Annotated in this window: 29 protein-coding genes, 1 tRNA gene and 1 pseudogene; 12 read left to right on the forward strand and 19 right to left on the reverse strand. The window is 45.6% G+C overall.

Annotated elements, in window-relative coordinates:
- Positions 1 to 78: 78 nt before the first annotated feature.
- Positions 79 to 279, forward strand: coding sequence for a hypothetical protein (locus DCO16_RS00655; RefSeq protein ID WP_173941873.1), 201 nt, complete (start codon positions 79 to 81; stop codon positions 277 to 279).
- A 166-nt stretch (positions 280 to 445) separates the two neighbouring features.
- Here the strand turns inward: DCO16_RS00655 and DCO16_RS00660 are convergent, their stop codons facing one another.
- Together DCO16_RS00660 and mscL are read right to left on the reverse strand one after the other, a co-directional pair.
- Positions 446 to 1,615 carry a Do family serine endopeptidase gene (locus DCO16_RS00660; protein ID WP_173941874.1) on the reverse strand — a complete coding sequence of 390 codons (1,170 nt, stop codon included), beginning with the start codon at positions 1,613 to 1,615 and terminating at the stop codon, positions 446 to 448.
- A gap of 8 nt (positions 1,616 to 1,623) precedes the next feature.
- A pseudogene (mscL, locus tag DCO16_RS00665) lies at positions 1,624 to 2,056 on the reverse strand (large conductance mechanosensitive channel protein MscL).
- Between the two features lie 147 nt (positions 2,057 to 2,203).
- On the opposite strand from mscL, the gene petA reads away from it, so the two are divergent.
- The 6 genes from petA (at position 2,204) to DCO16_RS00695 (ending at position 6,254) form a co-directional block, all read left to right on the forward strand.
- Positions 2,204 to 2,806, forward strand: coding sequence for a ubiquinol-cytochrome c reductase iron-sulfur subunit (gene petA, locus DCO16_RS00670; RefSeq protein ID WP_173941875.1), 603 nt, complete (start codon positions 2,204 to 2,206; stop codon positions 2,804 to 2,806).
- Between the two features lie 10 nt (positions 2,807 to 2,816).
- Positions 2,817 to 4,217, forward strand: coding sequence for a cytochrome b (locus DCO16_RS00675; RefSeq protein WP_173941876.1), 1,401 nt, complete (start codon positions 2,817 to 2,819; stop codon positions 4,215 to 4,217).
- A gap of 30 nt (positions 4,218 to 4,247) precedes the next feature.
- The gene (locus DCO16_RS00680; RefSeq protein WP_173941877.1) at positions 4,248 to 5,021 is read left to right on the forward strand and encodes a cytochrome c1; all 774 of its coding nucleotides are present in this window, start codon (positions 4,248 to 4,250) and stop codon (positions 5,019 to 5,021) included.
- Between the two features lie 87 nt (positions 5,022 to 5,108).
- Positions 5,109 to 5,720, forward strand: coding sequence for a glutathione S-transferase N-terminal domain-containing protein (locus DCO16_RS00685; protein WP_173941878.1), 612 nt, complete (start codon positions 5,109 to 5,111; stop codon positions 5,718 to 5,720).
- Positions 5,721 to 5,752: 32 nt separating this feature from the next.
- Positions 5,753 to 6,160: a ClpXP protease specificity-enhancing factor gene (locus tag DCO16_RS00690; protein WP_173941879.1), complete on the forward strand. Its 408-nt coding sequence runs from the start codon at positions 5,753 to 5,755 to the stop codon at positions 6,158 to 6,160.
- An 18-nt stretch (positions 6,161 to 6,178) separates the two neighbouring features.
- Positions 6,179 to 6,254 (forward strand) — tRNA-Thr (locus tag DCO16_RS00695).
- A 79-nt stretch (positions 6,255 to 6,333) separates the two neighbouring features.
- Here the strand turns inward: DCO16_RS00695 and DCO16_RS00700 are convergent.
- From DCO16_RS00700 to hemA, 6 genes are all read right to left on the reverse strand, one after another.
- Positions 6,334 to 7,659 (reverse strand): MFS transporter, encoded by a 1,326-nt coding sequence (locus tag DCO16_RS00700; RefSeq protein ID WP_254598055.1) that lies wholly within the window; start codon positions 7,657 to 7,659, stop codon positions 6,334 to 6,336.
- 57 nt (positions 7,660 to 7,716) lie between these two features.
- A complete protein-coding gene (locus DCO16_RS00705) occupies positions 7,717 to 8,991 on the reverse strand; it encodes a DNA recombination protein RmuC (RefSeq protein ID WP_173941881.1) in 1,275 nt (424 codons plus the stop codon).
- A gap of 60 nt (positions 8,992 to 9,051) precedes the next feature.
- A complete protein-coding gene (gene grxD / locus DCO16_RS00710) occupies positions 9,052 to 9,360 on the reverse strand; it encodes a Grx4 family monothiol glutaredoxin (RefSeq protein WP_173943712.1) in 309 nt (102 codons plus the stop codon).
- Between the two features lie 102 nt (positions 9,361 to 9,462).
- On the reverse strand, positions 9,463 to 10,338 hold the full coding sequence (prmC, locus tag DCO16_RS00715; protein ID WP_173941882.1) for a peptide chain release factor N(5)-glutamine methyltransferase: 876 nt from the start codon (positions 10,336 to 10,338) through the stop codon (positions 9,463 to 9,465).
- Between the two features lie 11 nt (positions 10,339 to 10,349).
- Complete coding sequence (gene prfA / locus DCO16_RS00720) at positions 10,350 to 11,429, reverse strand: peptide chain release factor 1 (protein ID WP_173941883.1); 1,080 nt, start codon at positions 11,427 to 11,429, stop codon at positions 10,350 to 10,352.
- Positions 11,430 to 12,746: a glutamyl-tRNA reductase gene (hemA, locus tag DCO16_RS00725; RefSeq protein WP_173941884.1), complete on the reverse strand. Its 1,317-nt coding sequence runs from the start codon at positions 12,744 to 12,746 to the stop codon at positions 11,430 to 11,432. It lies immediately after the preceding gene.
- Between the two features lie 45 nt (positions 12,747 to 12,791).
- On the opposite strand from hemA, the gene DCO16_RS00730 reads away from it, so the two are divergent.
- Positions 12,792 to 13,049 (forward strand): hypothetical protein, encoded by a 258-nt coding sequence (locus tag DCO16_RS00730; RefSeq protein ID WP_173941885.1) that lies wholly within the window; start codon positions 12,792 to 12,794, stop codon positions 13,047 to 13,049.
- On the opposite strand, the gene DCO16_RS00735 is transcribed toward DCO16_RS00730, so the two are convergent.
- The 5 genes from DCO16_RS00735 to DCO16_RS00755 form a co-directional block, all read right to left on the reverse strand.
- Positions 13,042 to 13,224 carry an antitoxin MazE-like protein gene (locus DCO16_RS00735; RefSeq protein ID WP_173941886.1) on the reverse strand — a complete coding sequence of 61 codons (183 nt, stop codon included), beginning with the start codon at positions 13,222 to 13,224 and terminating at the stop codon, positions 13,042 to 13,044. The genes DCO16_RS00730 and DCO16_RS00735 overlap by 8 nt on opposite strands.
- Before the next feature lie 120 nt (positions 13,225 to 13,344).
- On the reverse strand, positions 13,345 to 14,133 hold the full coding sequence (locus tag DCO16_RS00740) for a uracil-DNA glycosylase (protein ID WP_173941887.1): 789 nt from the start codon (positions 14,131 to 14,133) through the stop codon (positions 13,345 to 13,347).
- Positions 14,133 to 15,908 carry a M61 family metallopeptidase gene (locus tag DCO16_RS00745; RefSeq protein WP_217426674.1) on the reverse strand — a complete coding sequence of 592 codons (1,776 nt, stop codon included), beginning with the start codon at positions 15,906 to 15,908 and terminating at the stop codon, positions 14,133 to 14,135. Before DCO16_RS00745 ends, DCO16_RS00740 begins: the two co-directional genes overlap by 1 nt.
- A gap of 15 nt (positions 15,909 to 15,923) precedes the next feature.
- Positions 15,924 to 16,652, reverse strand: a complete 729-nt coding sequence (locus DCO16_RS00750; RefSeq protein ID WP_173941889.1) for a DsbC family protein — start codon at positions 16,650 to 16,652, stop codon at positions 15,924 to 15,926.
- Positions 16,642 to 17,916 (reverse strand): FAD-dependent monooxygenase, encoded by a 1,275-nt coding sequence (locus DCO16_RS00755; RefSeq protein ID WP_173941890.1) that lies wholly within the window; start codon positions 17,914 to 17,916, stop codon positions 16,642 to 16,644. Before DCO16_RS00755 ends, DCO16_RS00750 begins: the two co-directional genes overlap by 11 nt.
- A 40-nt stretch (positions 17,917 to 17,956) precedes the next feature.
- On the opposite strand from DCO16_RS00755, the gene ychF reads away from it, so the two are divergent.
- Positions 17,957 to 19,051 carry a redox-regulated ATPase YchF gene (gene ychF, locus DCO16_RS00760; RefSeq protein WP_173941891.1) on the forward strand — a complete coding sequence of 365 codons (1,095 nt, stop codon included), beginning with the start codon at positions 17,957 to 17,959 and terminating at the stop codon, positions 19,049 to 19,051.
- Positions 19,052 to 19,171: 120 nt separating this feature from the next.
- Here the strand turns inward: ychF and DCO16_RS00765 are convergent, their stop codons facing one another.
- Positions 19,172 to 19,477: a hypothetical protein gene (locus DCO16_RS00765; protein ID WP_254598056.1), complete on the reverse strand. Its 306-nt coding sequence runs from the start codon at positions 19,475 to 19,477 to the stop codon at positions 19,172 to 19,174.
- 130 nt (positions 19,478 to 19,607) lie between these two features.
- On the opposite strand from DCO16_RS00765, the gene DCO16_RS00770 reads away from it, so the two are divergent.
- Positions 19,608 to 20,162, forward strand: coding sequence for a hypothetical protein (locus DCO16_RS00770; RefSeq protein WP_217426675.1), 555 nt, complete (start codon positions 19,608 to 19,610; stop codon positions 20,160 to 20,162).
- Here the strand turns inward: DCO16_RS00770 and trpC are convergent.
- Genes trpC through rpe form a run of 5 tightly spaced genes read right to left on the reverse strand, consistent with a single transcriptional unit; the run spans position 20,159 to position 24,808 of the window.
- Positions 20,159 to 20,962, reverse strand: a complete 804-nt coding sequence (trpC, locus tag DCO16_RS00775; RefSeq protein WP_173941892.1) for an indole-3-glycerol phosphate synthase TrpC — start codon at positions 20,960 to 20,962, stop codon at positions 20,159 to 20,161. The two genes, DCO16_RS00770 and trpC, sit on opposite strands and share 4 nt — an antisense overlap.
- Before the next feature lie 8 nt (positions 20,963 to 20,970).
- Complete coding sequence (gene trpD, locus DCO16_RS00780; protein WP_173941893.1) at positions 20,971 to 21,996, reverse strand: anthranilate phosphoribosyltransferase; 1,026 nt, start codon at positions 21,994 to 21,996, stop codon at positions 20,971 to 20,973.
- Between the two features lie 31 nt (positions 21,997 to 22,027).
- Positions 22,028 to 22,594 carry an anthranilate synthase component II gene (locus DCO16_RS00785; RefSeq protein WP_173941894.1) on the reverse strand — a complete coding sequence of 189 codons (567 nt, stop codon included), beginning with the start codon at positions 22,592 to 22,594 and terminating at the stop codon, positions 22,028 to 22,030.
- Positions 22,578 to 24,083 (reverse strand): anthranilate synthase component I, encoded by a 1,506-nt coding sequence (gene trpE / locus DCO16_RS00790; RefSeq protein WP_173941895.1) that lies wholly within the window; start codon positions 24,081 to 24,083, stop codon positions 22,578 to 22,580. The genes DCO16_RS00785 and trpE overlap by 17 nt, the downstream gene beginning before the upstream one ends.
- Positions 24,083 to 24,808, reverse strand: a complete 726-nt coding sequence (gene rpe, locus DCO16_RS00795; protein ID WP_173941896.1) for a ribulose-phosphate 3-epimerase — start codon at positions 24,806 to 24,808, stop codon at positions 24,083 to 24,085. Before rpe ends, trpE begins: the two co-directional genes overlap by 1 nt.
- Positions 24,809 to 24,857: 49 nt before the next feature.
- Between rpe and apaG the strand changes: the two genes are divergently transcribed.
- Positions 24,858 to 25,232, forward strand: coding sequence for a Co2+/Mg2+ efflux facilitator ApaG/CorD (apaG, locus tag DCO16_RS00800; protein WP_173941897.1), 375 nt, complete (start codon positions 24,858 to 24,860; stop codon positions 25,230 to 25,232).
- A gap of 126 nt (positions 25,233 to 25,358) precedes the next feature.
- Positions 25,359 to 26,513, forward strand: a complete 1,155-nt coding sequence (mltA, locus tag DCO16_RS00805) for a murein transglycosylase A (RefSeq protein ID WP_173941898.1) — start codon at positions 25,359 to 25,361, stop codon at positions 26,511 to 26,513.
- Positions 26,514 to 26,522: the final 9 nt, after the last annotated feature.

Here is a 26,522-nt window from a genome sequence, read left to right on the forward strand (position 1 = left end):
ACACAAGCAAACGCAGTTTGCTTCATCATGTGTGTGATGTGTAGGTAGTTAGATATAAATCACCACCCAAAATGGATTTTGACATGCGAAAAAACTGCAGCAGCAAAATTACAGGATTACATTACCCGTTTGTGTGCGCCACAGCAGCAACACCTCAAATCACCTGCACAAGCGCAGATCACGAAGCACAACAACACAACACCAGCGAGCACAACACGACTGCGCTACAGCGTGTTTTACGCAAGTTGCATGTACTGTAGTCAAAAAGCCACGATCTAATTACAGATACATACAGATTTGCAATAAATACATGACCAAATAGAACATACAAACTATTTGGTCCATGACGTAACCGCATGTTTTGTTACAGATCACACTGTACAGGATGCGTTTTGAAAGCCGCAGTAGATAGTAGTGTCCTAGAAAAAACTAAAGCCTAGACCTACTATTTCGCTGAAGCTGCCTTTGGCCTTTTGCCAATCTTAATTTCTACGCTGAGTTTTTTTCCTTTACGAAGTAATTCAATCTTCGCTTCATTGCCTGGCCCTAACTCTGCAATTTGATTTAAGAGTTGCTTAACATCTTTTGTACTTTGGCCATTGACAGAGGTGAGAACGTCACCCGCTTTAATGCCGCTTCGCTCTGCAGGGCCTCCTACTAACAGGCCTGATATCAGAACGCCTTGTGTATTGCCTACTAGCCCCAAAGACTCTGCGAGATCTTTAGAGAGGTTCTGAGGCTCAACGCCAATCCACCCTCTCGTCACTACACCACTCTTGAGGATGGACTCCATCACTTGCTTTGCAAGGCTAATAGGGATGGCAAATCCAATACCCATAGACCCACCATTATTGGAGTAGATGGCAGTATTAATTCCAATCAGATTACCTTTGGTATCTATCAGCGCACCACCAGAATTCCCAGGGTTAATTGCAGCATCTGTTTGAATAAAATTTTCAAAGGTATTGATACCGACATGGTCTCTGCCTAATGCGGAGACAATACCCGATGTCACTGTCTGTCCAACACCAAAGGGGTTGCCAATAGCAAGGACCACATCACCGACATGAACAGACTCTAGTCTTCCTAGGGTGATCGGCGTCGGCAGTTCTTTGGCATCAATTTTAAGAACCGCAATATCTGTTTCCGGATCGCTGCCAATGATCTTTGCTCTAAATTTTCTACCGTCCGCAAAAGCAACTTCAATCTCATCTGCATCACTAATGACATGGTGATTGGTGAGGATGATGCCATCAGCGCCGACAAGCACACCGGAACCCAAGCTAGAACTCGGATCTACTTGGGGTGATTGATCCCCAAAATATTGTGAAAAAGGATCTGATGAATTTGGTTTAACGCCTTGACGTGTTTTTGCTTTGCTACTTTTATTGGTAAAAATATTGACGACTGCAGGCATCGAGTTCTTGACGGCCTCGTGATAAGAGCCGGGACTGAGCGAGCCATCATAGCTCGCTTCTTTTAGTAAAACCGGTCTGGATGACAGATCTGTAATTTCCTGGCTAATCCACTCTGGCTTTAAGTTGGCTGTGACAAACCAAGCAGCTAACAAGACAGTGACGGCTTGGGCAAAAACAAGCCAGAGGCGATTAAACATAGGGAGGATTATTTCTTTAAGCTGTCGCGGATTTCGCGCAATAAGACTACGTCTTCGTGGGGTGGGGGGTGCTGGTGGTGTAGGAGGTTCATCCATTGCCCTTACTCTATTGACTATCTTCACCATTTGAAAGATCACAAAAGCTAACAAAATAAAGTTGATGGCAATCGTAATGAAGTTGCCATAAGCAAAAATCGGCACCCCTGCTTTTTTGAGGGCATCAAAGGTGTAAGGAATGTTCTCGGGAACCTTGCCCAGGGCAATAAATAGGTTGGTAAAGTCAATATGACCCCCAAATAAACTCGAAATCAGCGGCATCACAATGTCGTTGACGAGAGAATCGACGATTTTTCCAAAAGCCCCGCCAATAATGACGCCAACGGCCAAATCAATCACATTACCCTTGACTGCGAATTCTCGAAATTCTTTTAAAACAGGCATTTATAGCTCCCTTTGCTCTTTTAAACGGCTCAACCGTCATTATCCCAAGATTAACCCTATTACTTTCTGCTTTACCCCACTTTTTACTTTAAAATCTTACCTTTAAGTATTTTCTATCTATAAATGCTCTTCCAAGGAATTTTGTAAATGAGTGACAAGCCTAGTATGGACAAAGAACGCCGCAAATGGCTAATTGCTACTTCGGCGGTTGGTGGTGTTGGTGCGGCCGCAGCCATCTATCCTTTTGTTGATAGTTTTCAGCCCTCAGAGCGTGCTAAGGCCGCTGGAGCGGCTGTTGAGGTAGACATTAGCGGTATGCAACCCGATGAGATGAGAGTGGCCGAATGGCGTGGTAAGCCTGTTTGGGTGGTGCGTCGTACCCCTGAGCAAGTAGCAGAGCTCTCCAAGATTGATGCTGAGCTGGCAGACCCCAATTCTTTAAGAGATCCAGCCCAATTTACCCCTCCGTATGCTCAAAACCAGTGGCGCTCTATTAAGCCGGAATACCTTGTTGTTGTCGGTATTTGTACGCATTTAGGCTGTTCACCAACCCCTATTCTGAAATCTGGCCCACAGCCTTCCGTTCCGAATGATTGGCCAGGCGGCTTCTTATGCCCTTGCCACGGCTCGACATTTGATATTGCTGGTCGTGTCTACAAAAACAAACCCGCACCAGACAATCTTGAGGTGCCCCCCCACTATTACGTCAGTGACACTGTGATTTTAGTCGGCGATCACAATAAGGCCTAAGGAGAAATAAATGGCATTTCAGGAAAAACAAGTCCCAGCAGGTTCATCAGTAGCAGTTAAGGCAATGGCATGGGTAGATTCCCGACTGCCGGTAACCCAGGCCTTTAAGAAGCATATGAGCGAGTACTACGCTCCTAAGAATTTGAACTTCTTCTATATTTTTGGAGCCCTCGCTATTGTGGTGTTGGCGATTCAAATCGTTACAGGCATTTTCTTGACCATGAACTACAAGCCGGATGCTGCTAAGGCATTTGAGTCCGTTGAGTACATCATGCGTGAGGTGCCATTTGGCTGGTTGATTCGCTATATGCACTCAACAGGCGCTTCCATGTTCTTCGTGGTTGTATATATGCACATGTTCCGTGGTTTGATTTATGGTTCATATCGCAAACCCCGTGAATTAATTTGGATCTTCGGTTGTGCGATTTTCTTGACTCTGATGGCTGAAGCATTTTTCGGCTACTTACTCCCTTGGGGTCAGATGTCCTATTGGGGCGCTCAAGTGATTGTGAACTTGTTCTCTGCTATTCCGTTGATCGGTCCAGACCTGTCTTTGTGGTTGCGCGGTGACTACGTTGTAGGTGACGCTACCTTAAATCGCTTCTTTGCATTCCACGTCATTGCCATTCCATTGGTATTAGTAGGTTTAGTGGCGGCACACATCTTGGCTTTGCATGAGGTTGGCTCAAATAACCCAGATGGTATTGAAATCAAAGAAACTGTAGACGAAAAAGGTATCCCATTGGATGGTATTCCTTTCCATCCTTTCTACAGTGTTCATGACGTTATGTATCTTGGTGGATTCTTAATCATCTTTGCTTGCATCGTATTCTTTGCACCAGAGATGGGTGGGTATTTCCTTGAAGCAAATAACTTCATTCCAGCAAACCCATTTGTGACACCATCACACATTGCGCCAGTTTGGTATTTCACACCGTTCTATTCGATGTTGCGCGCTGTGACACCTGATTTCCTTATACCGTTGTGGATTTTTACGACTGTTATCTTGGGTCTGTTTGCTGCTATGTCAAAAAACATTAAGGTGAAGGCTGCTTGCGTAGCAATTGCCGTTGGATTAGCCGCTGGTTTTTATGTGTTTGATGCGAAGTTCTGGGGTGTTGTGATCATGGGGGGTTCAGTAATCATTCTATTTTTCCTGCCTTGGTTAGATCATTCTCCAGTGAAATCCATTCGCTATCGTCCTCAATTCCATAAATATATCTATGGAGTATTTGTGGTGACTTTTGTGATTTTGGGTTATTTAGGCATTCAGCCACCGACACCAACATTTGAAAAGATTTCTCAGATTTGCACTATTTACTATCTGGGCTTCTTCTTGGCGATGCCGTTTTGGAGTCAATTGGGCGAATTTAAGCCTGTCCCGAAGCGTGTCACATTTGCAGCCCATTAATTGAGCACTACAGAGAAATTAGGAACTAGTATGAAACGAATTCTACAAACTGTGATGGGCGCCTGTCAGGCAATCGCATTCGTGGCAGCCCTCAGTGTTGGTCTGTCTGCCAACGCGAGTGAAGCTGGCTTTCCACTAGATAAAGCTCCAGATCGCGTAAATAACAATGCATCGCTGCAAAACGGCGCAAAGATCTTTACAAACTATTGTCTAAATTGCCACGCTGCTGGCAGCATGCGTTACAACCGCTTGCGTGACATTGGTTTAACCGATCAGCAAATTAAAGATAATTTAATTTTGACGGATGCCAAAGTGGGTGATCTGATGACTGTTGCCATGTCAGCAAAAGATGGCAAGGCGTTTTTTGGTAAGACTCCACCAGATTTATCAGTAGAAGCGCGGGCGCGGGGCACGGATTGGCTGTATACCTATTTCCGTACTTACTATAAAGATGACACTACTCAAACAGGTTGGAATAACTTAGTGTATCCAAACGTCGGTATGCCGCACGTTTTGTGGCAGCTCCAAGGTGAGCGCGCTGCAAAGTTTGAAGAACGCAAAGATCCACATGACGCAACCAGAATGCAAAAAGTGTTTGTGGGATTCGAGCAGATCACTCCTGGCACCATGAAGCCACAAGAGTATGACGATAATATCGCTGACTTAGTTTCCTTTTTGTCATGGATGGCTGAGCCAGTGCAGTTAGAGCGTAAGCGTATTGGTGTGGTTGTGCTATTGTTCTTGGTCATCTTTACCTTAGTGGCTTGGCGTTTGAATAAAGCTTATTGGAAAGATATTCACTAATTAACTTAGAGTTAATTAGTGAAAAAAGATGTAACGCTATCGTTGTATGCGTTTGTTGTGTGATTTAGAAATTTAAGGAATAAATTTATGATGGTGTTGTATTCGGGTACTAATTGCCCATTCTCGCAACGCTGCCGTTTAGTGCTTTTCGAAAAAGGCATGGATTTTGAAATTCGTGATGTGGACTTGTTTAACAAGCCTGAAGACATCTCGGTCATGAACCCTTACGGCCAAGTTCCTATTTTGGTTGAGCGTGACCTCATTTTGTATGAGTCCAACATCATTAATGAATATATTGATGAGCGCTTTCCACATCCACAGTTGATGCCACCTGATCCCGTAGCACGCGCACGTGCACGCCTCTTTCTCTTCAATTTTGAGAAGGAGCTCTTTGTTCATGTCGCTTCATTGGAAAATGAAAAAGGTAAGCCCGCAGAAAAGAATCATGAGAAAGCACGCCTTGCGATTCGCGATCGTTTGACTCAGTTGGCGCCGATTTTTGTGAAGAATAAGTACATGCTAGGTGATGAGTTCTCGATGTTAGACGTTGCTATCGCTCCTCTGCTCTGGCGCCTTGAGCACTATGGCATTGATCTGTCACGTAATGCAGCACCGCTTCTGAAGTACGCTGAGCGTATTTTTAGTAGACCTGCTTATATTGAAGCATTGACTCCTTCAGAAAAGGTCATGCGCCGCTAAGCGGGGCATGATTGTCAGCGGCATTGTTTAGCATGGCCGACATTCCAAGTAATAAACCTTACCTTATCCGTGCCCTACATCAGTGGTGCACGGATTTTGGTTTTACACCTTTCATTGCAGTATTTGTAGACTCTAGTGTTGAAGTCCCAATGGAGTTTGTGAAGAATGACGAGATAGTCTTGAACTTATCTGTAGAGGCTTGCCATCAGCTCAATCTAGATAATGAGTGGATTAGCTTTCAGGCGAGATTTGGTGGAATTCCGAGAAAGATTATGGTTCCCGTTACCCATGTCTTGGCAATCTATGCCAAAGAGAATGGACAGGGGATGTCTTTCCCATTTGATACCAATCAATCTACAGGTAATGGCCCTAAGCAATCAGCCACTAAGGAAGTCGAAAAGCCAAAATCAACTAGACCTTCCTTAACGATTGTGAAATAGGCTAAAATATCGTTCGTTGCCCCTTTAGCTCATCTGGTAGAGCAACTGATTTGTAATCAGTAGGTGGTCTGTTCGAGTCGGACAAGGGGCACCAAAACTTAAAACCTAAATTTATGATGAATTTAGGTTTTTTCTTTTGAAAACTCCAATCCAGTTGTTTTATATTGTATTGCTTAATTTAGTAGATTTACTTTATTGGTTTCAGGCATATAAAAATACGCAATCACAGTTCCAATAGCTAAAAAGATCGTCGGATACCATAAGCCAGTAAGGCTATTTCCGGACCATTGATTTAACCAAGTCACGATAAGGGGGAGTAGCCCACCTATCCAGCCTGCTGCAAGATTATGCGGAAGGGTTGCTGCGCTATTTCTGCTTTTGGCGGGGAAAAGCTCTGCGAGTAATGCTGTTTGTGGGCCCACTACAAGGCCAAGAGCCAGTGACAGTACGGTCAAAATCAGCCCAATTCCTAGCAATGAACTTGGGGTACCGTACTGAAGATATTGAGTGCCTAGGCTTTGGAGTATTTCATAGGCAGGATGGATGAAAAAAGTACCTAAGATAAGGCCACTAATTACCACGGGCTTTCTGCCAATCTTATCGGATAGCCAGCCTGCAAATACGGTGAGTGGAAACAGAACGACCGTAGCGTAGATGCTAAGTTGATCTACTATTCCACTGGGGATGTTGACTGATACTTTCAGGAAGATTGCAGTGTAGACCTGTACACAGAAAAATAAAATAGCCCCACTGGAAGAGATGCAGAAAAACAATAAGAACATGCGCTTCCGAATTTCTGGGTCCTTAAAGTTATTGATGAGTTGCGACTCGACTTTTTTATTTTTCTTAGTGAGCTCTAAAAAGACGGGGGTCTCTTCAAGTGATCTCCGAATCCAAAAGGCAATGATCAATAAAAAGAAAGAAATCCAGAATGGCACGCGCCATCCCCATGCTTGAAAGTCTTCTGGGCTGAGGTAGTGACGTAACAAGGCAATTTGTAGGGTGGAAGCCAAAATACCTAATGGCCCCATCAGTTGTAAGAAGCTGGTTTTAAAGCCCCGAGATTCATTGCCAGCATGCTCAGTTAAATACACTGCGCTGCCACCGATTTCACCGCCGGCGGAGAGTCCTTGTAGGAGTCTTAAGCTCACCAACATGACGGATGCCCAGATGCCAATTTGCTCATAGGTAGGCAAGAAGCCCACAAGGACGGTAGCAATACCCATCAAACTAATGGTGATCATAAATATCGGTTTACGGCCAATCTTATCGCCCAAAGAGCCAAAGAAAGCAGCACCCAAGGGCCGAACTACCATACCCACCCCAAAGGTTGCCAGGCTAGCTAAAAGCGCTGTATTAGGGTCGCTATATGGAAAGAACAATGGCCCAAATACCACTGCCAGAGTTGCAAAGGTCAAAAAGTCATACCACTCTAGAAAGGTACCAAAACAGGCAGCCGTCGCTACCTTTCTATATGAGTGAGTGTCTTTTTTGAGCATATTGTTCTGGAATATTTTTCGAGGCATGCCATTAAGGCTGATGAATACTAGTTTTACTTATTCGGGATCTGCAGACGACTCAATCAGGGGTGCCGCTAAGTTCTTACTAGGTTTTACACCCAACTCCCGCACTTTCTCAGCAGTACGAATGAGGTTGCCTTTGCCAGACTTTAATTTACTGAAGGCATCGTGATAACTGGTTTGGGCTTGGTCTAGACGTTGGCCTAATTTCTCTAAGTCATCTACAAACCCTACGAACTTATCGTAGAGCGTGCCACACTGTTTTGCTATTTCCAGTGCGTTGCGATTTTGATGATCTTGACGCCATAGGTGTGCAACCGTTCGTAGCGTTGCCATTAAAGTACTTGGGCATACCAGCACAATATTCTTGGCTAAGGCCTCTTGGTATAAGTTAGGCGCTGTTTTGAGCGCCAACAAAAAAGCGGGCTCAATGGGTACAAACATCAGCACAAAGTCTACTGAGCCAGTGCCATATAAGGCGCTGTAGTTTTTCCCTGAAAGCCCTTGAATGTGTTGGCGCAGAGACTGAATATGCCCCGCTAGTTCTTGCTCGGCAACTAGTGGATCGGAGGCCTCTGCATGACGTGAGTAAGCGGTAATCGATACTTTGCTATCAACCACTAGGCTTCTACCTTCGGGCAGCTTAATCACGACGTCAGGTTGCTGTCGCGAGCCATCGGTCAAGGTATGACTGTCTTGCACTAGATACTCTTGGCCTTTACGCAGACCGGAAGATTCGAGGATAGATTCCAGGACAAGTTCACCCCAATTACCTTGTACCTTAGAGTCGCCTTTTAATGCTTGTGTGAGCGAGCGGGTTTCATCTGACATACGTAGATTGAGGCTAGCCAGACGCTCGATTTCTGCTCTGAGGGCAAAGCGTTCACGCGCCTCGTTGCCATAAGAAGTATTAACTTGCTCTTTAAATTCAGTGAGCTTAGTTTGTAAGGGTTTTAGTAGTGCATCTAAATTAGCGACGTTCTGTTCGGTAAAGCGTTTTGACTTATCTTCCAGAATGTCATTGGCTAAATTCTTAAACTGGTTGGTCAAAGCTTCTTTAGCTTCATTGAGGGATTCCAATCTACCTACACCTTGTTTACGCTCAGAATCTAATTCTGCTTCAAGGCGAATAGCTTGTTGAAGCGCTTGATCCCGCTCAGATCTCAGATGGGCAGCGAGGGCAACCTCAGTCTGCATTTGCTGTTCAGTGCGATGCAGTGCTGAGCGCAAGTTAAGTGCATAAACCAGAAGGCCCGCACATAAACCCAAGGGCAGGCCAAACAGGAGAAGCGAGCTTAAATCAAAAGTCACAGAGATTTAGAGCAGAAGTGAGGTAGCTGTTTATGCTAATTAGTGCCCACTAGTGTCTAGTTATGCTTTTACTAAAGCCTGTAACTCGCCACTTTGAAACATTTCCGTCATGATGTCTGAGCCGCCAACGAATTCACCATTGATGTAAAGCTGAGGAATGGTTGGCCAGTTCGAAAATTGCTTAATACCTTGACGAACTTCCTCGTCTTCCAAAATATTGACAGTGTGCAGATTATCTACACCACTAGCACGCAGAATATTAATCGCGTTGCCAGAAAAGCCGCATTGAGGAAACTGGGCAGTTCCCTTCATAAATAAGACTACGGGGTGGCCGGTAACGATTGCTTCAATTTTTGCTTGGGTATCCATCATGTGCTCCTAAAAGAGAATGGTTGAGTGGTCGGGTAGTTGGGAGGTCATTTATAAATGCAGATGCAATGAATTTTAAGCCTATATGCAAAAAGGGGTTAATTAGGCAGGCCGTCTGCCTGTAGTGACGCGATCATGGCCCGCTAAATCTTGATGCACCTCTACATCAGTCAATCCTGCGGAACTCATGAGCTGAATGACCGGTTCAGATTGATCAAACCCATGTTCTACGGCAATCAAGCCCCCTAGTGTTAAGTATTGATCCGCCTGAGAAATAATTACCTCAAGGCAAGTTAGGCCACTAGCAAAATCCGTGAGGGCAGAAGAGGGTTCAAAGCGAAGATCGCCTTGGCTGAGGTGGGGATCTAGATTGGCGATATACGGGGGATTACTCACGATGACATCAAAGCGCATTGCTGCATCCAGTGGCTGGTACCAGCTACCTTGCACGAATGTCACTTGATGCTCTAAACCCAATTCTTTAGCATTTAATTGAGCAATGTTGAGTGCATCCTCCGATTGATCGGTAGCGATGAGTAGCGCATTAGGCGCTGATTTTGCAATTGCCAGGGCAATGGCACCTGAGCCAGTGCCCAAGTCTAGGATCTTGCATGGCTCACCTTGTTTATCTGGCTTAGGTAGTTCTGTCAGTTTCCTTATTTCACTAAGGACGACATCTACTAAAAGCTCAGTTTCAGGGCGAGGTATTAATACGCCAGGCCCCACTATTAATTCGATATCGTGAAAGCCTTTTTTACCCAAGAGGTAAGCAATCGGTTCACCATCAATTCTTCTCGATTCTAGGCTTTGCCAATCCTCTTGAGCCGCCGGACTGAGAACCATATCATCACGGGATAGGAGGGCGGATCTTGGTAATTGGTAATGTTTTTCTAAAACATGCGCCAACAGAATGCGTGCTTCACTTGCGGGCAATGTACAGTTACTCAGAAGTGATTTTAATGACTGAGTAGCATCCATCTCAAAAAAGATTACTGATCACCCAGGGCAGCTAAAAGCTCAGCCTGATGTTCAGATGCTAGTGCATTGCAAAGATCATCCAAGTCACCATCCATCATGGCATCTATTTTGTAGAGCGTGAGGTTAATACGATGATCGCTAATGCGTCCCTGCGGAAAGTTGTATGTCCGAATGCGATCACTGCGGTCACCAGAGCCCACTAAAGATTTACGGGTTTGCGCTTCTAGTTGATGCTTCTCCCGCTCACGGGCATCCATGATGCGCGATACCAATACCTTCATAGCCTGATCTTTATTACGATGTTGACTCCGATCATCTTGGCATTCCACTACGGTGCCAGTAGGTAAGTGTGTAATGCGAACTGCGGAATCGGTTTTATTAATGTGCTGTCCACCAGCACCAGATGCGCGAAAGGTATCAATACGTAGTTCAGCGGGATTGATCTTGACTGCCTCTAGTTCATCCGCCTCTGGCATGACAGCAACTGTACAAGCCGATGTATGAATACGTCCTTGAGTTTCTGTTTGTGGAACGCGTTGCACCCGGTGACCACCGGATTCAAACTTTAGTTTGGAATAGACTGATTGCCCTACAAGGCGGAGTACCACTTCTTTGTATCCACCTAAATCTGATTCAGCAGCACTAACCACCTCTACTTTCCAACCCTGACGTTCTGCAAAGCGGGTGTACATCCGATAGAGATCACTGGCAAATAAAGCACTTTCATCACCACCAGTACCTGCACGAATTTCTAGAAAGACATTACGCTCATCGTTGACATCTTTTGGAAGGAGTAGTTTTTGGAGGGTGCCCGCAAGGGTTTCCATCGTGGCTTGCGCTTGCTTTTGTTCTTCGTCAGCAAAGTCTTTCATTTCTGGATCTTTGCGCATGTCTTCAGCAGCTTGTGCATCGGCCTCTGCTTGTTTGTACAGACCGAATTGCTCCACGACGCTAGCAATGTCCGCATGCTCACGCGTGAGTTTCCGATAGTTGTCCATGTCTTTTGTGGACTCTTCGGTAGTTAAAAGGGAATTAAGTTCGGCTAAGCGCGTATCTAGATGATCCAGCTTAGCCCGCATGCTGGGCTTCATCTAATGGTCTTCTGGTTTGGATTGGGGGGAAAATAATTTAGGGAGTAATTTAATCAGGATGTCACGCTCAGTACCATTAGAGTGTTGTAGAGCATGCAGTGATCCGTGCAAAAACTTATTGGTCAAGCCCTGCGCCATCGCATTTAATACCTCTTGGGGGTCATCACCTCGCATCAGACGTTTCATAGCGCGGTCTAACTCTAATTGTCTGAGGTGTTCACCTTGTTGCTGAATATCTTGAATCAGTGGCACGGTCTTGCGCCCTTGCATCCAGTGCATGAAGTTTCCAACCCGATCTTCAATGATGAGCTCAGCTTGACTCACAGCTGCCTGGCGCAGAGCGGTACCCGTTTGAATCATCACGCCCAAGTCATCTACGGTATACAAATAGACATCATTGAGGCGGGAAATCTCTGTCTCAAAGTCACGGGGTACTGCTAAATCAATCATGACCATCGGTTTGTGACGGCGCTGTTTGAGTGCGCTCTCCACCATGCCTAAGCCAATAATGGGTAGTGATGAAGCCGTACTAGAAACAATAATGTCGAATTCATGAAGTCGATTGGCAAGCTCGGATAGCTTGAAGGATTCTGCTTGAACTTCTTGTGTAGCAATAGAATCAGCTAATTCTTGGCCACGTTCGATCGTGCGATTAGCAATCGCCACTCCTTTAGGTTTACGTGCTATGAAATGGGTAGCGCATAAAGAAATCATGTCACCAGCACCAATGAACAGTACGCGTTGGTCAGCAATACTTGCAAAGATGCGTTCAGCAAGCCGCACAGAGGCAGCTGCCATTGAAATGGAATGTGCACCGATTTCAGTAGAGCCACGAACTTCTTTCGCAACGGCAAAGGTTTTCTGAAAGAGTTGGTTGAGATAAGTGCCTAAAACACCAGCATCATTTGCGGTGCGGACCGCATCTTTCATTTGACCCAATATTTGGGTTTCACCAATCACCATAGAGTCAAGACCACAAGCCACCCTGAAGGCATGACGCACCGCATCGGATTGTGGCAGTGAGTAAATGTGAGGCTCTAGGCTGCTAGGTGCGAGTCGTTGGGTTTTAGCTAACCAGTCAAAAGTCGCTTCATGCAAAAGGCTGGCTGCATCGGCATCATTTGCTGCGCAATAAAGTTCGGTGCGATTGCAAGTCGACAAAATAGTCGCTTCAGGCAAGCCGGCCTGATTCGCGCCAACCAAATGTTGGCGAAGATCGTATAACGCTTCTTGAAGGAATTCAGGGTCGAAGGCGACCTTCTCCCGAATAGCGATCGGCGCTGTGTGATGATTGATGCCGAGGGTCAACAACTTCATAATGGCAATTATAGATTTGATGACCGAAATAATGGGGGCTTAGCAATGGGGTTTTTAGCATTTCTTGTAATTGGCGGCTTATCTGGGGCTATTGCTTGGGGTTTCTATCCCAGACAGCGTGCTGTCAGACCCAAGCTGCAAAAGCTGCTTATAGCTTCCCTGCTAGGCTTTCTAGCAGCCCTAGCCAGCTCTTATACCGGTCAATGGACTGGATTCTTTCAGGCAGGCCAGATGCTAGAGTGGCTAAGTGCCATTATTGCTGCTTGTGTGGCGGGTGGCCTCTATGCGGCGTTATTTAAGTGAGCTTTAAGGGTTCTAGGTAAATCAGGTCTAAATAAGCGCTATCAAGAAATCCTGTCAGCTCTTTGTCTTCATTTTCTGTAATGTTGACCAGAGTAGATTGATGCCGACATTCTTCAACAAACTGAATTGACATCATTTGAGAGTTTTGAGGATAGTTTGGGATACTTGAAGACATTGGGAACGCCTACAAAAGTCATTATTTTAATGGTGCTGAGTGCTTATTCAAGCCCATCAGTTTTTATCTATCAAGCTTATAGGGCTATTTCTAAGCAGATTGGGATCCTTACCTATGTAGCTAACTAAAAAGCGTAGCCTGCGCCTTCTCTGAAAGATCTTCCCCTGCAGTATTCACCCAAGTAATAGGGCTTAGGCGGTGTTCTAGAAGCCACTTATTTGCTTTCCTAAAATGCCCACAACTAGTTATTCCGCCAGGGTCTAAAAAAGGCTGATCTGTTTTATATACCCCGAGTCCGGAAGGATGTGATGACTGCAGGATCAGTTGTTTTTTGCCCAATTCAATGAGGGGTAGCTTGGATTGGGCATGCCCACCCCACAGCATCCACACCAAATTGGGTTGGTATTGAACAAGCCCGGTAATAAGCCTATCAATCAGGTATTTCCACCCAAGGTTGGCATGACTGCCTGCTTCACCCAATGTAACGCTGAGGGCGGTATTGAGGAGTAATACACCTTGGTTTGCCCAGGCATGAAGGTCACCATGGGGAAGGGCACCAAAGCCCTCTAGGGCAAGTGCTTTGCGGATGTTACGCAATGAGCTGGGAAACTGCCGAGAGTTTATGGGAATGTCACTCGGAATAGAAAAGGCTAAGCCTTGAGCAAGTCCTGGTGAGTGATAGGGATCTTGCCCTAGGATCACTACCTTCACATTAGCAAGGGGGGTAAGCGCTAGTGCTTTAAAGAAGTGTCGAGGCTCTGGCCTGATGAGAGATTCATTTAAATCAATTTGAGCTTGCAGTTTCTGCTGAAAAGTTTGCCATTGCACAGACTCAAAATAATCACCAAGTAGTGCTCGCCAATCTGCAGGAATATCAGTCGATAAGAATGGACTTGGAAGTGGCGGCATTACTCGACTGGAGATACATCGTATTGATCTGGCATTTGATGTTCTTCCAGCACAGTCATACATTCATGTTCGAGATCATCACGATAAAAGCAAATACTGATAGCTTGCTCATCAATAAGACTTGCGAGGACCTTATCCCAACGGGCTGGCGTAATACGCTCCCCATTGATGCTAGCTAAAACATCACCGGAGGCGAGTCCAGCAAGTTGAGCCGCACCACCATCGAGTACATGCGTGATCTTGAGCCAACCGTTTGAGTCAGTGTGTCGTAAGCCCAACTGCAACTTAATCTTTTCTACCTTGGTGTGCACTTTTCGTTTTACCGAAATGAAGTCTGAGTTAAACCACTTATTGAGAGGAATATCTTCCACGCCAAAAATATAGCGAGACTTCAATTGATTCCAGGTTTTAGTAAACCCAGTACCCAATAAGGTATGAATCAGATAATCTAAGCCTTCTTCAGATACCCCCTCCATGGTGACCCCATGTTCGCGCCAAAGCAAGCGCATGAAATCATCTAATGATTGGCGATCATTCGTGAACGCCCGAATCTGCAAATCAAGACCCAAGGCAAGCAATGCGCCTTTACCGTAATAGCTGACTACTGCATTAGGTGTGTTCTCATCTGCTTGGTAGTATTTCGTCCAGGCATCAAATGAGCTATCAGCAAGGCTTTGCTTGAGTCTACCGGGACTACGTAAAATGCCATTCCAATTATTAGCAACGAGCTTGAGATAGGTTGTTAGATCAACACGCTTGCTACGCAGAAGTTGTAAGTCGTCATAGTAGCTCGTGAAGCCTTCAAATAACCATAGCAAGCGGGTATGGTTACGGCGGTCGAGTTGGTAGGGCTGAAAGGCTTTCGGTTGAATACGTTTGACTAGCCATGCATGAAAATATTCATGACTACAAAGACCAAGGAATTCTCGATAGGTGGCTTCATCCAAAGGCGTATTCAGTTGTGGGATCTGATCACGGCGGCACAGGAGTGCCGTGCTGTTGCGATGTTCGAGACCACCATACCCAGCGAGCACCGCATTGGTTAAGAATAGATAATTCTCAAACGGGGCCTGATGTGTTTTAGGCTCAAACAGATCTATCGTGCAGGCACAGATTGCTTGTAGGTCAGTCGCTAGCCGCTGAAGATCGACCTCATGGACACACCCCTGAATAGCCATGCTATGAGAGACCCCATGGGATTTCCAATGTGCAATTTGAAATACTCCCATCGCAATTGGATGATCTAGCAGGTCATCATAATCTTTGGCTAAATAAAAGCCATATCCTTGATCATCTACTTTGGCAGCTTTTAAGCCAGTTTGTACCGTCCAATGATCGGCAACGGTATCTTTGGGTGGAATCAAAATGAGTGCGCATGGCACAGACTCTTGCCCTTGTACTGATAAACACACGCTACTCGGATTAATAAAGGCACGCTCAGTATCTAAATAAGCAGCTCGTACTGAAGAATCAAAGGCATAGACGGTTGTCAGAATTTCTATTGGTCCATTAACTACTGGTAAGCGCCATTGATCGTTATCGATGCGCTCAAGATGGAGTGGTGCATTAGGCTGATGGACTACATAGGCTTCTATTGTTTCGATGTGCTTACTAAAGTCTCGAATTAAATAGCTCCCCGGAATCCAGGTCGGCATCTGTACTATTTGTCCACCGCTCGAGGGGTTCTCAATTCGGAGCTTGATATGAAAGCGGTGGCCATGAAGATCAGCCGACCAAATCGTATATTGAATTTCAGGTAAATCTGATAGTTGCATGGTGTGCATAAAAAATTATTTCAGGCTACTAAACTTCTTTTCGATATCACTAATTTGTACAGCACCGGGGAAGCGGCTACCGTCTACAAAAACCAGGGTAGGCGTCCCTGTGATGCCGTAATTTTTAGCGACAGCCGTATTTTTGTCTAGTGGCGTAGCGCAATCACCTTTTCCGGTGGGGGTAATGCCATTGATCATCCAATCAACATAGGCTTTTTGGGGGTCAGCGGCACACCAAATTTGTTTGGATTTTTGTGCTGAATCTGCAGACAAAATAGGGATGAGGTAGGTGTAGATAGTCACATTGTCTAATTGCTGCAGAGATTTATCTAGTCTTTTGCAATAGCCGCAATTAGGATCTGAGAAAATAGCGACCTGTCTACTGCCATTGCCACGTACCATTTTTATAGCATTTGCAGGCAGAAGGTCTGACCATTTGATGCGATTGAGATCGGCCTGTCTTTGCTCAGTAATATTTTTACCGCTAGCGAGCTCAATGATTTCACCTTGAATGACGTATTTACTTGCAGCATCCGTATAAAAAACATCATTCCCAACCAATACTTCAAATATTCCAGGAATAGGTGAAGCAGAAACACTTTTAATTTTAGTGTTGGCGCCAATCTTTTTTTGTAGTTCAGTACGAATTTGTTGTTCTGATTGTGCATGGGCTGGCCCAGCAAGTAATGCAACGCTACATAAAAAAGCATATGACAGAGCAAGCTTACATAATTTATCCAACATCAACATCTCCTAGTGCACGCTCGATGAGGCGCTGTTTAATAAATTGACTACGGTTAACCATACCTAAGCCCCAATTACGTAATTGTCGTTCGGTACCACTACTGGCCGAGAATAGTTTTTTGAGTTTATCGGTTACCCACAAGATGGCAGCAGTATCACCTTGACGTTCACGCTCATAGCGACGCAAGAGCACTTGATCATTGAGTAATCTAAAGGATTCGCGCTTACCTAAAATATGCAGCAGGGTTGCGACATCTCTCAAGCCTAAATTGAGACCTTGTCCGGCAAGGGGGTGTATGACATGCGCAGCATCACCAACCAGTACGACTTTAGGCTGATCTATTGGACCTATAAAGCGGCTTGCGCGCATTTTTCGTAATGGGAATGTTGCAGGAGAAGAGTTAAGGGTCAGTGTTCCCAATGTTTTGATGATCGCGCCATCAGCGATAGATGAAAACTCTTGAGACCATGCATTGGCATCATGCTGCAAAAGCACGCTTGCTTTTTCTGGAGAAGTTGACCACACCATAGACACTTGTTTGTTTGGTAAAGGTAGCATGGCGATAATGTCGCCGCCTGGTAAAAACCACTGATAGGCTGTTTCTAAATGGGCGTGTGTACAGGTCCAATTTGCTACCACAGCGTTTTGCGAATAACTTTCTTCGCTTGCCACAATCCCGACGGCATTCCGAATGGGTGAGTGAGCCCCATCTGCTGCGATCACTAGCTTGGCATGTAGCGCAGATCCATGTGTGAGATGCAGTGTTGCTCCATCCGTATCCACCACAATATCTTTCACGGCATCATGAATACGCTCTAACTTATTTTGAAAGCGGGCAGCTTGATCAAGCATATGCTCAATTAAATTGGATTCACCGATCCATGCTAATTGCGGTACACCTGCCTCAAACGCAGAAAGATGCAGTTGGTCTAATTCTTCTCCACGATCACCAAAAATACGCATATCGCGTACAGCTTGTAGGCGACCATAATCTAGGGCATCCCATATTTGTAAACGTGACAATAATTTTTGCGTGCCAGGAGAAAAGGCATAAATACGTTGCCCCCATTGCACTCCCTCTGGGGTAGGGACTGCTTGCGCTAAGTCAGGGGCGATTTGAATGGTTTGCAGGCCTAGCTGTGCTAGCCCAAGCGCGCAGGCTTTCCCGACAACTCCCCCTCCCACTACTGCTACATCTACAGAGCGGATTTGGGCATTATTTTTGGGTAATTTACCGAGGGTATTTTGACGAACTTCAGACATATCTTGATGATATCGAAACTAGCCCCTTTACAATGGTGCCATGTCTTTAAAATGTGGCATCGTCGGCCTGCCTAACGTCGGCAAATCTACCCTCTTTAACGCGCTTACCAAGGCTGGGATCGCAGCGGAAAACTATCCTTTCTGCACGATCGAGCCCAATGTAGGTGTGGTTGAGGTTCCTGACCCCCGTCTGGCCGCTTTGGCCGAGATAGTCAAGCCAGAGCGCATATTGCCAGCTGCTGTCGAGTTTGTGGATATTGCCGGCTTAGTTGCTGGGGCTTCCAAAGGGGAGGGTCTAGGCAATCAATTTTTGGCCACCATTCGTGAAACAGATGCCATTACGCACGTCGTACGTTGCTTTGATGACGCGAACATCATTCACGTCGCTGGGAAAATCGATCCTATCGCGGATATTGGGGTGATCGATACAGAATTAGCCCTCTCAGACCTCGCCACTGTTGAAAAAACACTCAATCGCTCTAGTAAGGCTGCCAAATCTGGAAATGATAAAGAAGCTGCTGCTTTGGTGGCGGTACTCACCAAGGTTCAGGCTCACCTAGATCAGGCGCAACCGGTTCGTAGCATGAAGTTGACCGAAGACGAAATCCTCCTCTTAAAGCCCTTGTGCTTAATTACAGCTAAACCTGCGATGTACGTCGCCAACGTCAAGGAAGATGGGTTTACTGATAACCCCCACTTAGAGGCCGTGAAGCAGCATGCCGCCAAGGAAGGTGCTCCAGTCGTCGCCGTATGCGCAGCCATTGAGGCCGAGATTGCGGACTTGGATGATGCGGATAAGGTAGAGTTTTTAGCAGATCTTGGTATGGCAGAGCCCGGCTTAGATCGGGTAATTCGTGCGGGATATGATCTTCTGGGCTTGCAAACCTACTTTACTGCAGGCGTGAAAGAAGTACGTGCATGGACTATCCATAAGGGCGACACAGCTCCTCAGGCAGCCGGGGCAATTCATACGGATTTTGAGCGGGGCTTTATTCGTGCGCAAACTATTGCTTATGAAGACTTCATCCAATTTAAAGGTGAATCGGGTGCTAAAGAGGCGGGGAAGATGCGCGCAGAAGGTAAGGAGTATGTCGTCAAAGACGGCGATGTCCTCAATTTCCTCTTTAACGTTTAGAAATTCTTATTGCTAAGCTCCTAAAGTAAAAAAGTCCTTATAGGTTAAGGACTTTTTTAAAATCAGAATGATCGTATTTAGCTTAATTTGACAGCTTTATCAAGGCATTTAGAGATCTCATCATAGCGTTTTAAAGCCATTTTGCTGGGCACTACTTCTTTTTTGTCGACCATCTTCATTGGCAACCATTTTGATGTAACCCATGGCACTCAGATTCTTCAGGCGTCCATGCAGGGTTGCCTGAGAACCGAGTTCAGACAAGGCAATGAGATCACCAACCAACATGGACTTCTTCGCATGAAAGCTCAAAACAATTTTGTCTAGAAGATCTTCTTCAATACAGTCTAACTTTTTCCCTGGATTAATGCGGTCAAGTACATCAAGGAGGTTTAAAAAGCGCAGATAAGAGGACTTTGGACTGTTCATATTGAAACTATATGTGTAGTTCTTGAATAAAAAATTGATCGTGGTCAATAGCTGTAGAGCTAATAGTAAGTGTATTCCCTTATAGGGTGTTTTGCTAATTAGAAATCCCTTTTTTTGAAGCAAACTAGTAATGATGAGTAAATTATCTTCCGAATGGTTGTTGGGTATCAGCATTAGTCTTATTGCCTACTACGCCTTGTTCTATGCCAATGATTGGCTTACAAGTTATCTAAGCTATGGGCTTGGGGTTAATTGGATTTATCTACCGGCAGGACTGAGGCTATTTCTTATTTTGATATTTGGATTACCTGGAGCGTTGGGTATTGCTCTTAGCTCATTCCTCATTAGTTATTACGGCGACTTTGCTACCAATATCACCACTTGTATTGGGATTGGTTTGATTTCAGGCTTTGCACCCTACATTGCGCGGCTTTTCGTATTGCGCCAAATCAGCATTGCACCTGACTTAAGTGATTTAAATTTACCGAAGTTACTTAGCTGTATTTTAATCTATGCCGTCTTAAGTGCTGGCTTACATCAGTGGTGGTATCTTGTACGGGGATTGGATGAGACCGGTAGCTTCAATCACTTCATAGTGATGTTCTTAGGCGATGTATTAGGCTCTTTACTGCTTATCGCTCTGGTGAAGTACAGCTTGGACTTGCTCAGAGCTTATAGGACCTAAAGAAATAACTCCCTTAGAGCGACGCCGGGATCGGGCGCGCGCATAAATGCCTCGCCCACTAAAAATGCATCAATGTGATGATCACGCATCAGCTGGACATCTGCGCGCGTCATAATCCCGGATTCAGTCACTAAGGTTTTTTCTGGTGGAGCCATCGACAATAACGAGAGCGTTGTTTGAAGCGTGACTTCAAATGTTTTGAGATTGCGATTATTAATTCCGAGTAAGGATGTTTTCAGCTCTAGAGCCTCTTCAAGCTCAGGTGCGTTATGCACCTCTACGAGCACATCTAAACCCAGTTCCTGTGCGCAGGCTTCTAGTTCTTTCATTTGATTGAGCTCTAGGCAAGCCACAATTAATAAAATAGCATCTGCACCAATCGCTCTGGCCTCATAAATTTGATAGGGGTCAATTGTGAAATCTTTACGCAACACCGGAATATGGCATGCTGCTCTAGCAGTTTTCAAATACGCATTAGCCCCTTGGAAATAATCCCGATCTGTCAACACGGATAAACAGGCGGCGCCATTTTTTTCATAGGACTGAGCGATTTCAGCGGGCAGAAAGTGTTCACGCAAGATTCCTTTGCTAGGACTTGCTTTTTTAATTTCAGTAATAACACCCGCTTTGCCCAATTGAATCTTGTGATTCACTGCATTTATAAAGCCACGCGGCTTCAGTAGAGAATCACGATTGTTCTCTTCCGCAAGCTCGCGCTGATTCCCAAGCGAAATTTTTTGAGAATCAGCAGCAATCTCTAATTTTTTGGTCGCTATGATTTTATCGAGGATATCGCTCATGAAGATCTTTAATGACTTTGAGTGGCTAAAACAAATTGATCAAGCTTTTGGCGAGCAGCGCCCGATGCAATGACCGCTTGTGCCATTTGAATGCCGCTCGCAATACTCGGCGCTACATTGGCTACATAGAGCACAGCACCAGCATTTAAGCTGACGATATCGCTAGCAGGGCCCGGTGTTTTATTGAGCACATCTAAAACAATGGCTTTAGATTCTTCTGCGTTGGCTACTTTAAAGCTATGTGAAGGCGCAATATTTAATCCAAAATCCTGAGGATGAATTTCATATTCGCATACGACACCATCTTTAAGTTCACCCACTAAGGTAGGTCCTTCAAGCGAAATCTCATCTAAACCATCGCGACCATATACGACTAAGGCGTGATCCATTCCCATCGCCTGTAATACACGTGCTTGTATGCCTACTAAATCTGCATGGAACACCCCCATCAAAATCCGTTTAGCATCTGCTGGATTTGTCAAAGGCCCTAAGATATTAAAAATTGTGCGCACACCCAAATCTTTACGAATGGGCACCACATTTTTCATTGCAGGATGATGGTTGGGCGCAAACATAAATCCTGCGCCAACGCTAGCAATGCAATGTGCAACTTGCTCTGAGGAGAGTGTCAGCTTCACTCCTAGTGACTCCAAGATATCTGCACTACCCGATTTGCTGCTTACACTGCGATTACCATGCTTCGCAATTTTTGCGCCTGCAGCAGCAGCAACAAACATCGCCGCAGTAGAAATATTAAAGGTATGTGCTCCATCACCGCCAGTGCCTACAACATCCACCAAGTTCGTTCTGTTTTCTACATACACTGGCGTCGCAAACTCGCGCATCACTTGGGCAGCTGCAGCAATTTCACCTACGGTTTCTTTCTTAGTACGTAGAGCGACTAACAACCCCGCTACTAGAGTAGGCGGCATTTCACCACTCATGATGAGACGCATCATTGCAGACATTTCATCATGAGATAGCTCATGATGCTCAATGCATTTTTGGAGGGCTTGCTGAGGAGTGATTGACATAGTACTTGGTAGATTGCTTATGCTTATTTTATTACTTGGCTTGAAGAAAATTCTTCAGTAGAGCATGGCCATGCTCAGAAAGAATAGATTCAGGATGGAACTGCACGCCCTCGACTGCCAATTCACGATGGCGCACACCCATGATCTCACCATCCGATGAGGTGGCGGTAATCTCCAGCGCTCCCGGAAAAGTACTTTTCTCAATGGCTAAAGAATGGTATCGGGTCACTTTGAATGGGTTTGGCAAGTCTTTAAAAACGCCCACACCCGTATGGTGAATATTATCGGTTTTACCGTGCATGACTTTTTGAGCGCGCACAATCTTGCCGCCAAACGCCTCGCCGATTGCTTGGTGTCCTAGGCAGACCCCTAATATAGGAATATGTCCTGCATAACGCTGAATTGTTGCTACTGAGATACCTGCCTCAGCGGGGCTGCAGGGCCCAGGAGAAATGCAAATACGCGCGGGCTTGAGTACCCCTATTTCGTCAACCGTGATTTCATCATTCCGAAACACTTTGACTTCTTCACCCAGCTCGGCAAAGTATTGCACCAGGTTATAGGTAAATGAATCGTAGTTATCAATCATGAGGAGCATCAAGTCCTCCTTGTACTAAGTCAGCGGCCATGAGTACGGCACGAGCCTTGGCTTCAGTCTCTTTCCATTCAGCAGTTGGATCGGAGTCAGCCACAACTCCCGCACCGGCTTGAGAATGTAAAACACCATCCTTAATGACCCCAGTACGAATGGCAATTGCGACATCCATATCACCGGAGAAGGAAAGATAACCGACAGCACCACCATATACACCGCGCTTCACAATTTCCATCTCATCAATGATTTCCATTGCCCGAATTTTCGGAGCACCAGATAAAGTGCCAGCAGGGAAGGTTGCTCGTAAGACATCCATATTGCTCATATTGTCCAGCAATTTTCCCTCTACTGAACTGACGATATGCTGAACATGGGAATATTTTTCAATCGACATAGAGTCGGTGAGCTTGACTGAACCTATTTTAGCAATACGACCTACATCATTGCGAGCCAAATCAATCAACATCACATGTTCTGCAATTTCTTTTGGGTCAGCTAATAGTTCTTGAGCGAGGCGCTCATCTTCTTCAGGGTTTGCACCACGAGGACGGGTACCAGCGAGTGGACGAATGGTCACGATCTTCTCGCCTGCACGATTTTCTTGACGTACTAAAATTTCTGGTGAAGAACCCACAATCTGCATCTCACCAAAATCATAGAAGTACATATACGGTGATGGGTTTAAAGAGCGTAATGCACGATAGAGCGCCAAAGGCGAATCCGTAAACGGTTTACTAATTCGTTGGCCGATTACTACTTGCATACAGTCGCCTGCCAAAATATATTCTTTAGTTTTACAGACGGCGGTCTCAAAATCTGCGGCTGTGAATTTACGGATTAATTCTGTTTTAGTGTTTGGTAATGAGGCAGGTATATTTACTGGTTTACTTAAGCAGGCTAGTAACTCTTCTAATCTACCCTGACTCTTTTCAAAACTATCAGCCACACTAGGATCAGCGTAGACTATAAAATAAATCCGATCGGCGAGGTTATCAAAGACCGCTAACTCTTCAGTCAACATAAGCTGAATATCAGGTACACCCAATTCATCTATCAGTTCATGCTTGGCTAAGCGAGATTCGATATAGCGCACAGTGTCATAACCAAAATAACCAGCAAGACCGCCACAAAAGCGCGGTAGCCCAGGCTGTACTGCCACTTTAAAGCGCTTGAAATACGTATCCACAAAATCAAGCGGATTATCGTGATTTGTTTCTATGACTTCACCATTGAGTAGCACTTCAGTGACGGGTGCGTGCGGAGTACCCACAGTTCTTAATACTGTTTTCGCAGGTAGACCGATAAAAGAGAACCGGCCAAACTGTTCGCCTCCAACTACTGACTCTAGAAGATAGGTGTTCTTTTGTCCAAGCGCTTGCGTTAGTTTGATATACAGCGAAAGCGGAGTTTCTAAGTCAGCTAATACTTCTTTGACCAGCGGAACACGATTGAACCCCTGCTTTCCTAGGGCCAGGAATTCTTCGTGCTGCATTACGCTTTCCCTATGCCCGCGAGTTCAGTTCGCATTGCATGAATGACGGCAGCATAATCTGCTTGTCCAAAAATAGCTGAGCCTGCAACAAAGGTATCGGCTCCAGCCTGAGCAATCTGTGCGATGTTATCCACTTTGATGCCACCATCTACTTCAAGACGAATGTGGCGGCCAGTCTCCGCTTGATAGCGGTCTAAACGCGCGCGTACCTGGGTAATCTTATTGAGCGTGCTGGGAATAAATGATTGCCCACCAAAACCTGGATTGACAGACATAAGCAACACTAAATCGAGTAACTCTAAGGTGTGCTCTAAGTGATCAAGCGGCGTAGCGGGATTAAATACTAATCCTGCTTGACAGCCTTGATCCCGAATTAAATTTAAAGTGCGATTGACATGTGGGCTTGCTTCCGGATGAAAGCTAATCAGGTTTGCCCCCGCTTTAGCAAAATCGGGCACTAAACGATCTACAGGCTCAACCATTAAATGCACATCAATCATGGCGGGTTTGCCATTTTTGAGGGCATGTGGCCGTATCGCCTCGCAAACTAGTGGCCCAATCGTGAGGTTGGGAACATAGTGGTTATCCATCACATCAAAATGAATCCAGTCTGCGCCGGCTACGAGAACCTCTTGAACTTCTTTGCCAAGGCAGGCAAAGTCAGCCGACAAAATGGAGGGCGCAATAACAAACGGGCTATTTGAAGGTGATTTCTGGATATCCATCCCTAGATTCTAGCTTGCAGTTGACTCCAAGATAGCGCAAAATTCGTGCATGAACCCTCACGAAATCAGTATTACGGTCAAAAGCCAGTACTTGCCTGAGCAGTCAGACCCTGAGAATCGGCAATTTGTCTTTGCCTACACCGTCACGATTAAGAATATCGGAACAGCCAATATTCAGTTGATTGCCCGCCATTGGTTCATCGTGGATGGGGAGAATGACATCCAGGAAGTTCGTGGTTTAGGGATTGTGGGGCAGCAGCCGCTATTGCGGGCGGGTGAACAGTTTGAGTACACCAGTTGGGCTACCTTGCCCACGCCAGCAGGCACTATGCGGGGTGAGTATTTCTGCGTTAGTGAGGATGCTCAGTTTTTCCAGGCCCCAATCCCTGAATTCGCCTTGGTGATGCCTAGAACTTTGCATTAAATCGCTTAAAACCCCTATTTTTTACCCTTGCCTGTCCAAAGGACTATAAACAGCAAGAGTGCTAAGGCAAGACCCCCCTCTAAAACAAATAGGAGCATGGGGTATTCATCGAGTAAATTGGCAATCATGATTTTTATATCCAAAACATTCAGAAGTAAGCAAAGTTTGCAAAACCTCATCGCTAGTGTATTCGCTCTGGGAATTACGGGCTGGCTGGCTGGGTGTGCTGTTCCCCCAACTCGGGGGGTAGATACTCGTCCCAGTACTAGTGCTCCTACTCCGTTTAGCTCTGCTATTGCCAGTTTTCAAGCGGTCTCTTGGCAAGCCTTACCCGGCTGGCAGGTTGATGATATGTCGCAGGCGTGGCCATCATGGCTAAAAAGTTGCGATGGTTTGCGTAAACGTAATAGCGAGATCAATTGGCGCAGTGTATGTACCCAAGCAAGTGCTATTTCTGGGCAAGATAGCCAGGCGATTCGCCGCTATTTTGAGGCAAATTTTCAGGCGTATGAGGTACGTAGCACCAGTAGTGGAAGTGATACGGGTTTAGTGACAGGCTATTACGAGCCGATCATGAATGGCTCTCAGATACGAACCGCAAATTACACCATTCCCTTGTATGGCTATCCAAATGCATGGAAAACATCTAAACCTAACCCCATACCAGCACGTGCAGAGTTAATGAGCTCGGGGGTCTTGCGGGGTTCAGAAATTGCTTGGGTGCAAGATCCGGTGGCCGCTGCATTTATGCAGATTCAGGGCTCAGGAAAAATTCGTCTCGACAACGGCCGCGTGTTGCGTCTAGGTTATGCCGCTACCAACGATCAACCATTTAAATCTTTTGCGCAGTGGTTACTAGACCGCAAAGAAATCACCCGTGGACAAGCAACGATGCAAGGTATTTCAGCATGGGCCAAGCGTAATCCTGGCAGGGTAGAGGAGATGCTCAATGCCAATCCGAGATTTGTATTCTTTAAAGAGCTACCGAGTAATGTCAGTGCTGATCTAGGCCCGATTGGTGCTCTAGGAGTGCCTTTAACAAGTGAACGCAGTATTGCTATTGACCTGAAGGGGCTGCCTTTGGGTGCACCGGTATTTTTGAGCACAACGAGGCCACTGAGTAATCAGGTGCTCCAAAAACTGGTGATGGCGCAAGATACTGGTAAAGCGATTGTGGGTGGCGTCAGAGCAGATTACTATTGGGGTTCAGGAGATGCTGCTGGAGAGCTAGCAGGACGGATGAAACAAGATGGCAAGATGTGGGTATTGTTGCCGCGTTAATAAATCATG

Source organism: Polynucleobacter antarcticus, assembly GCF_013307245.1.
Lineage (GTDB): Bacteria > Pseudomonadota > Gammaproteobacteria > Burkholderiales > Burkholderiaceae > Polynucleobacter > Polynucleobacter antarcticus.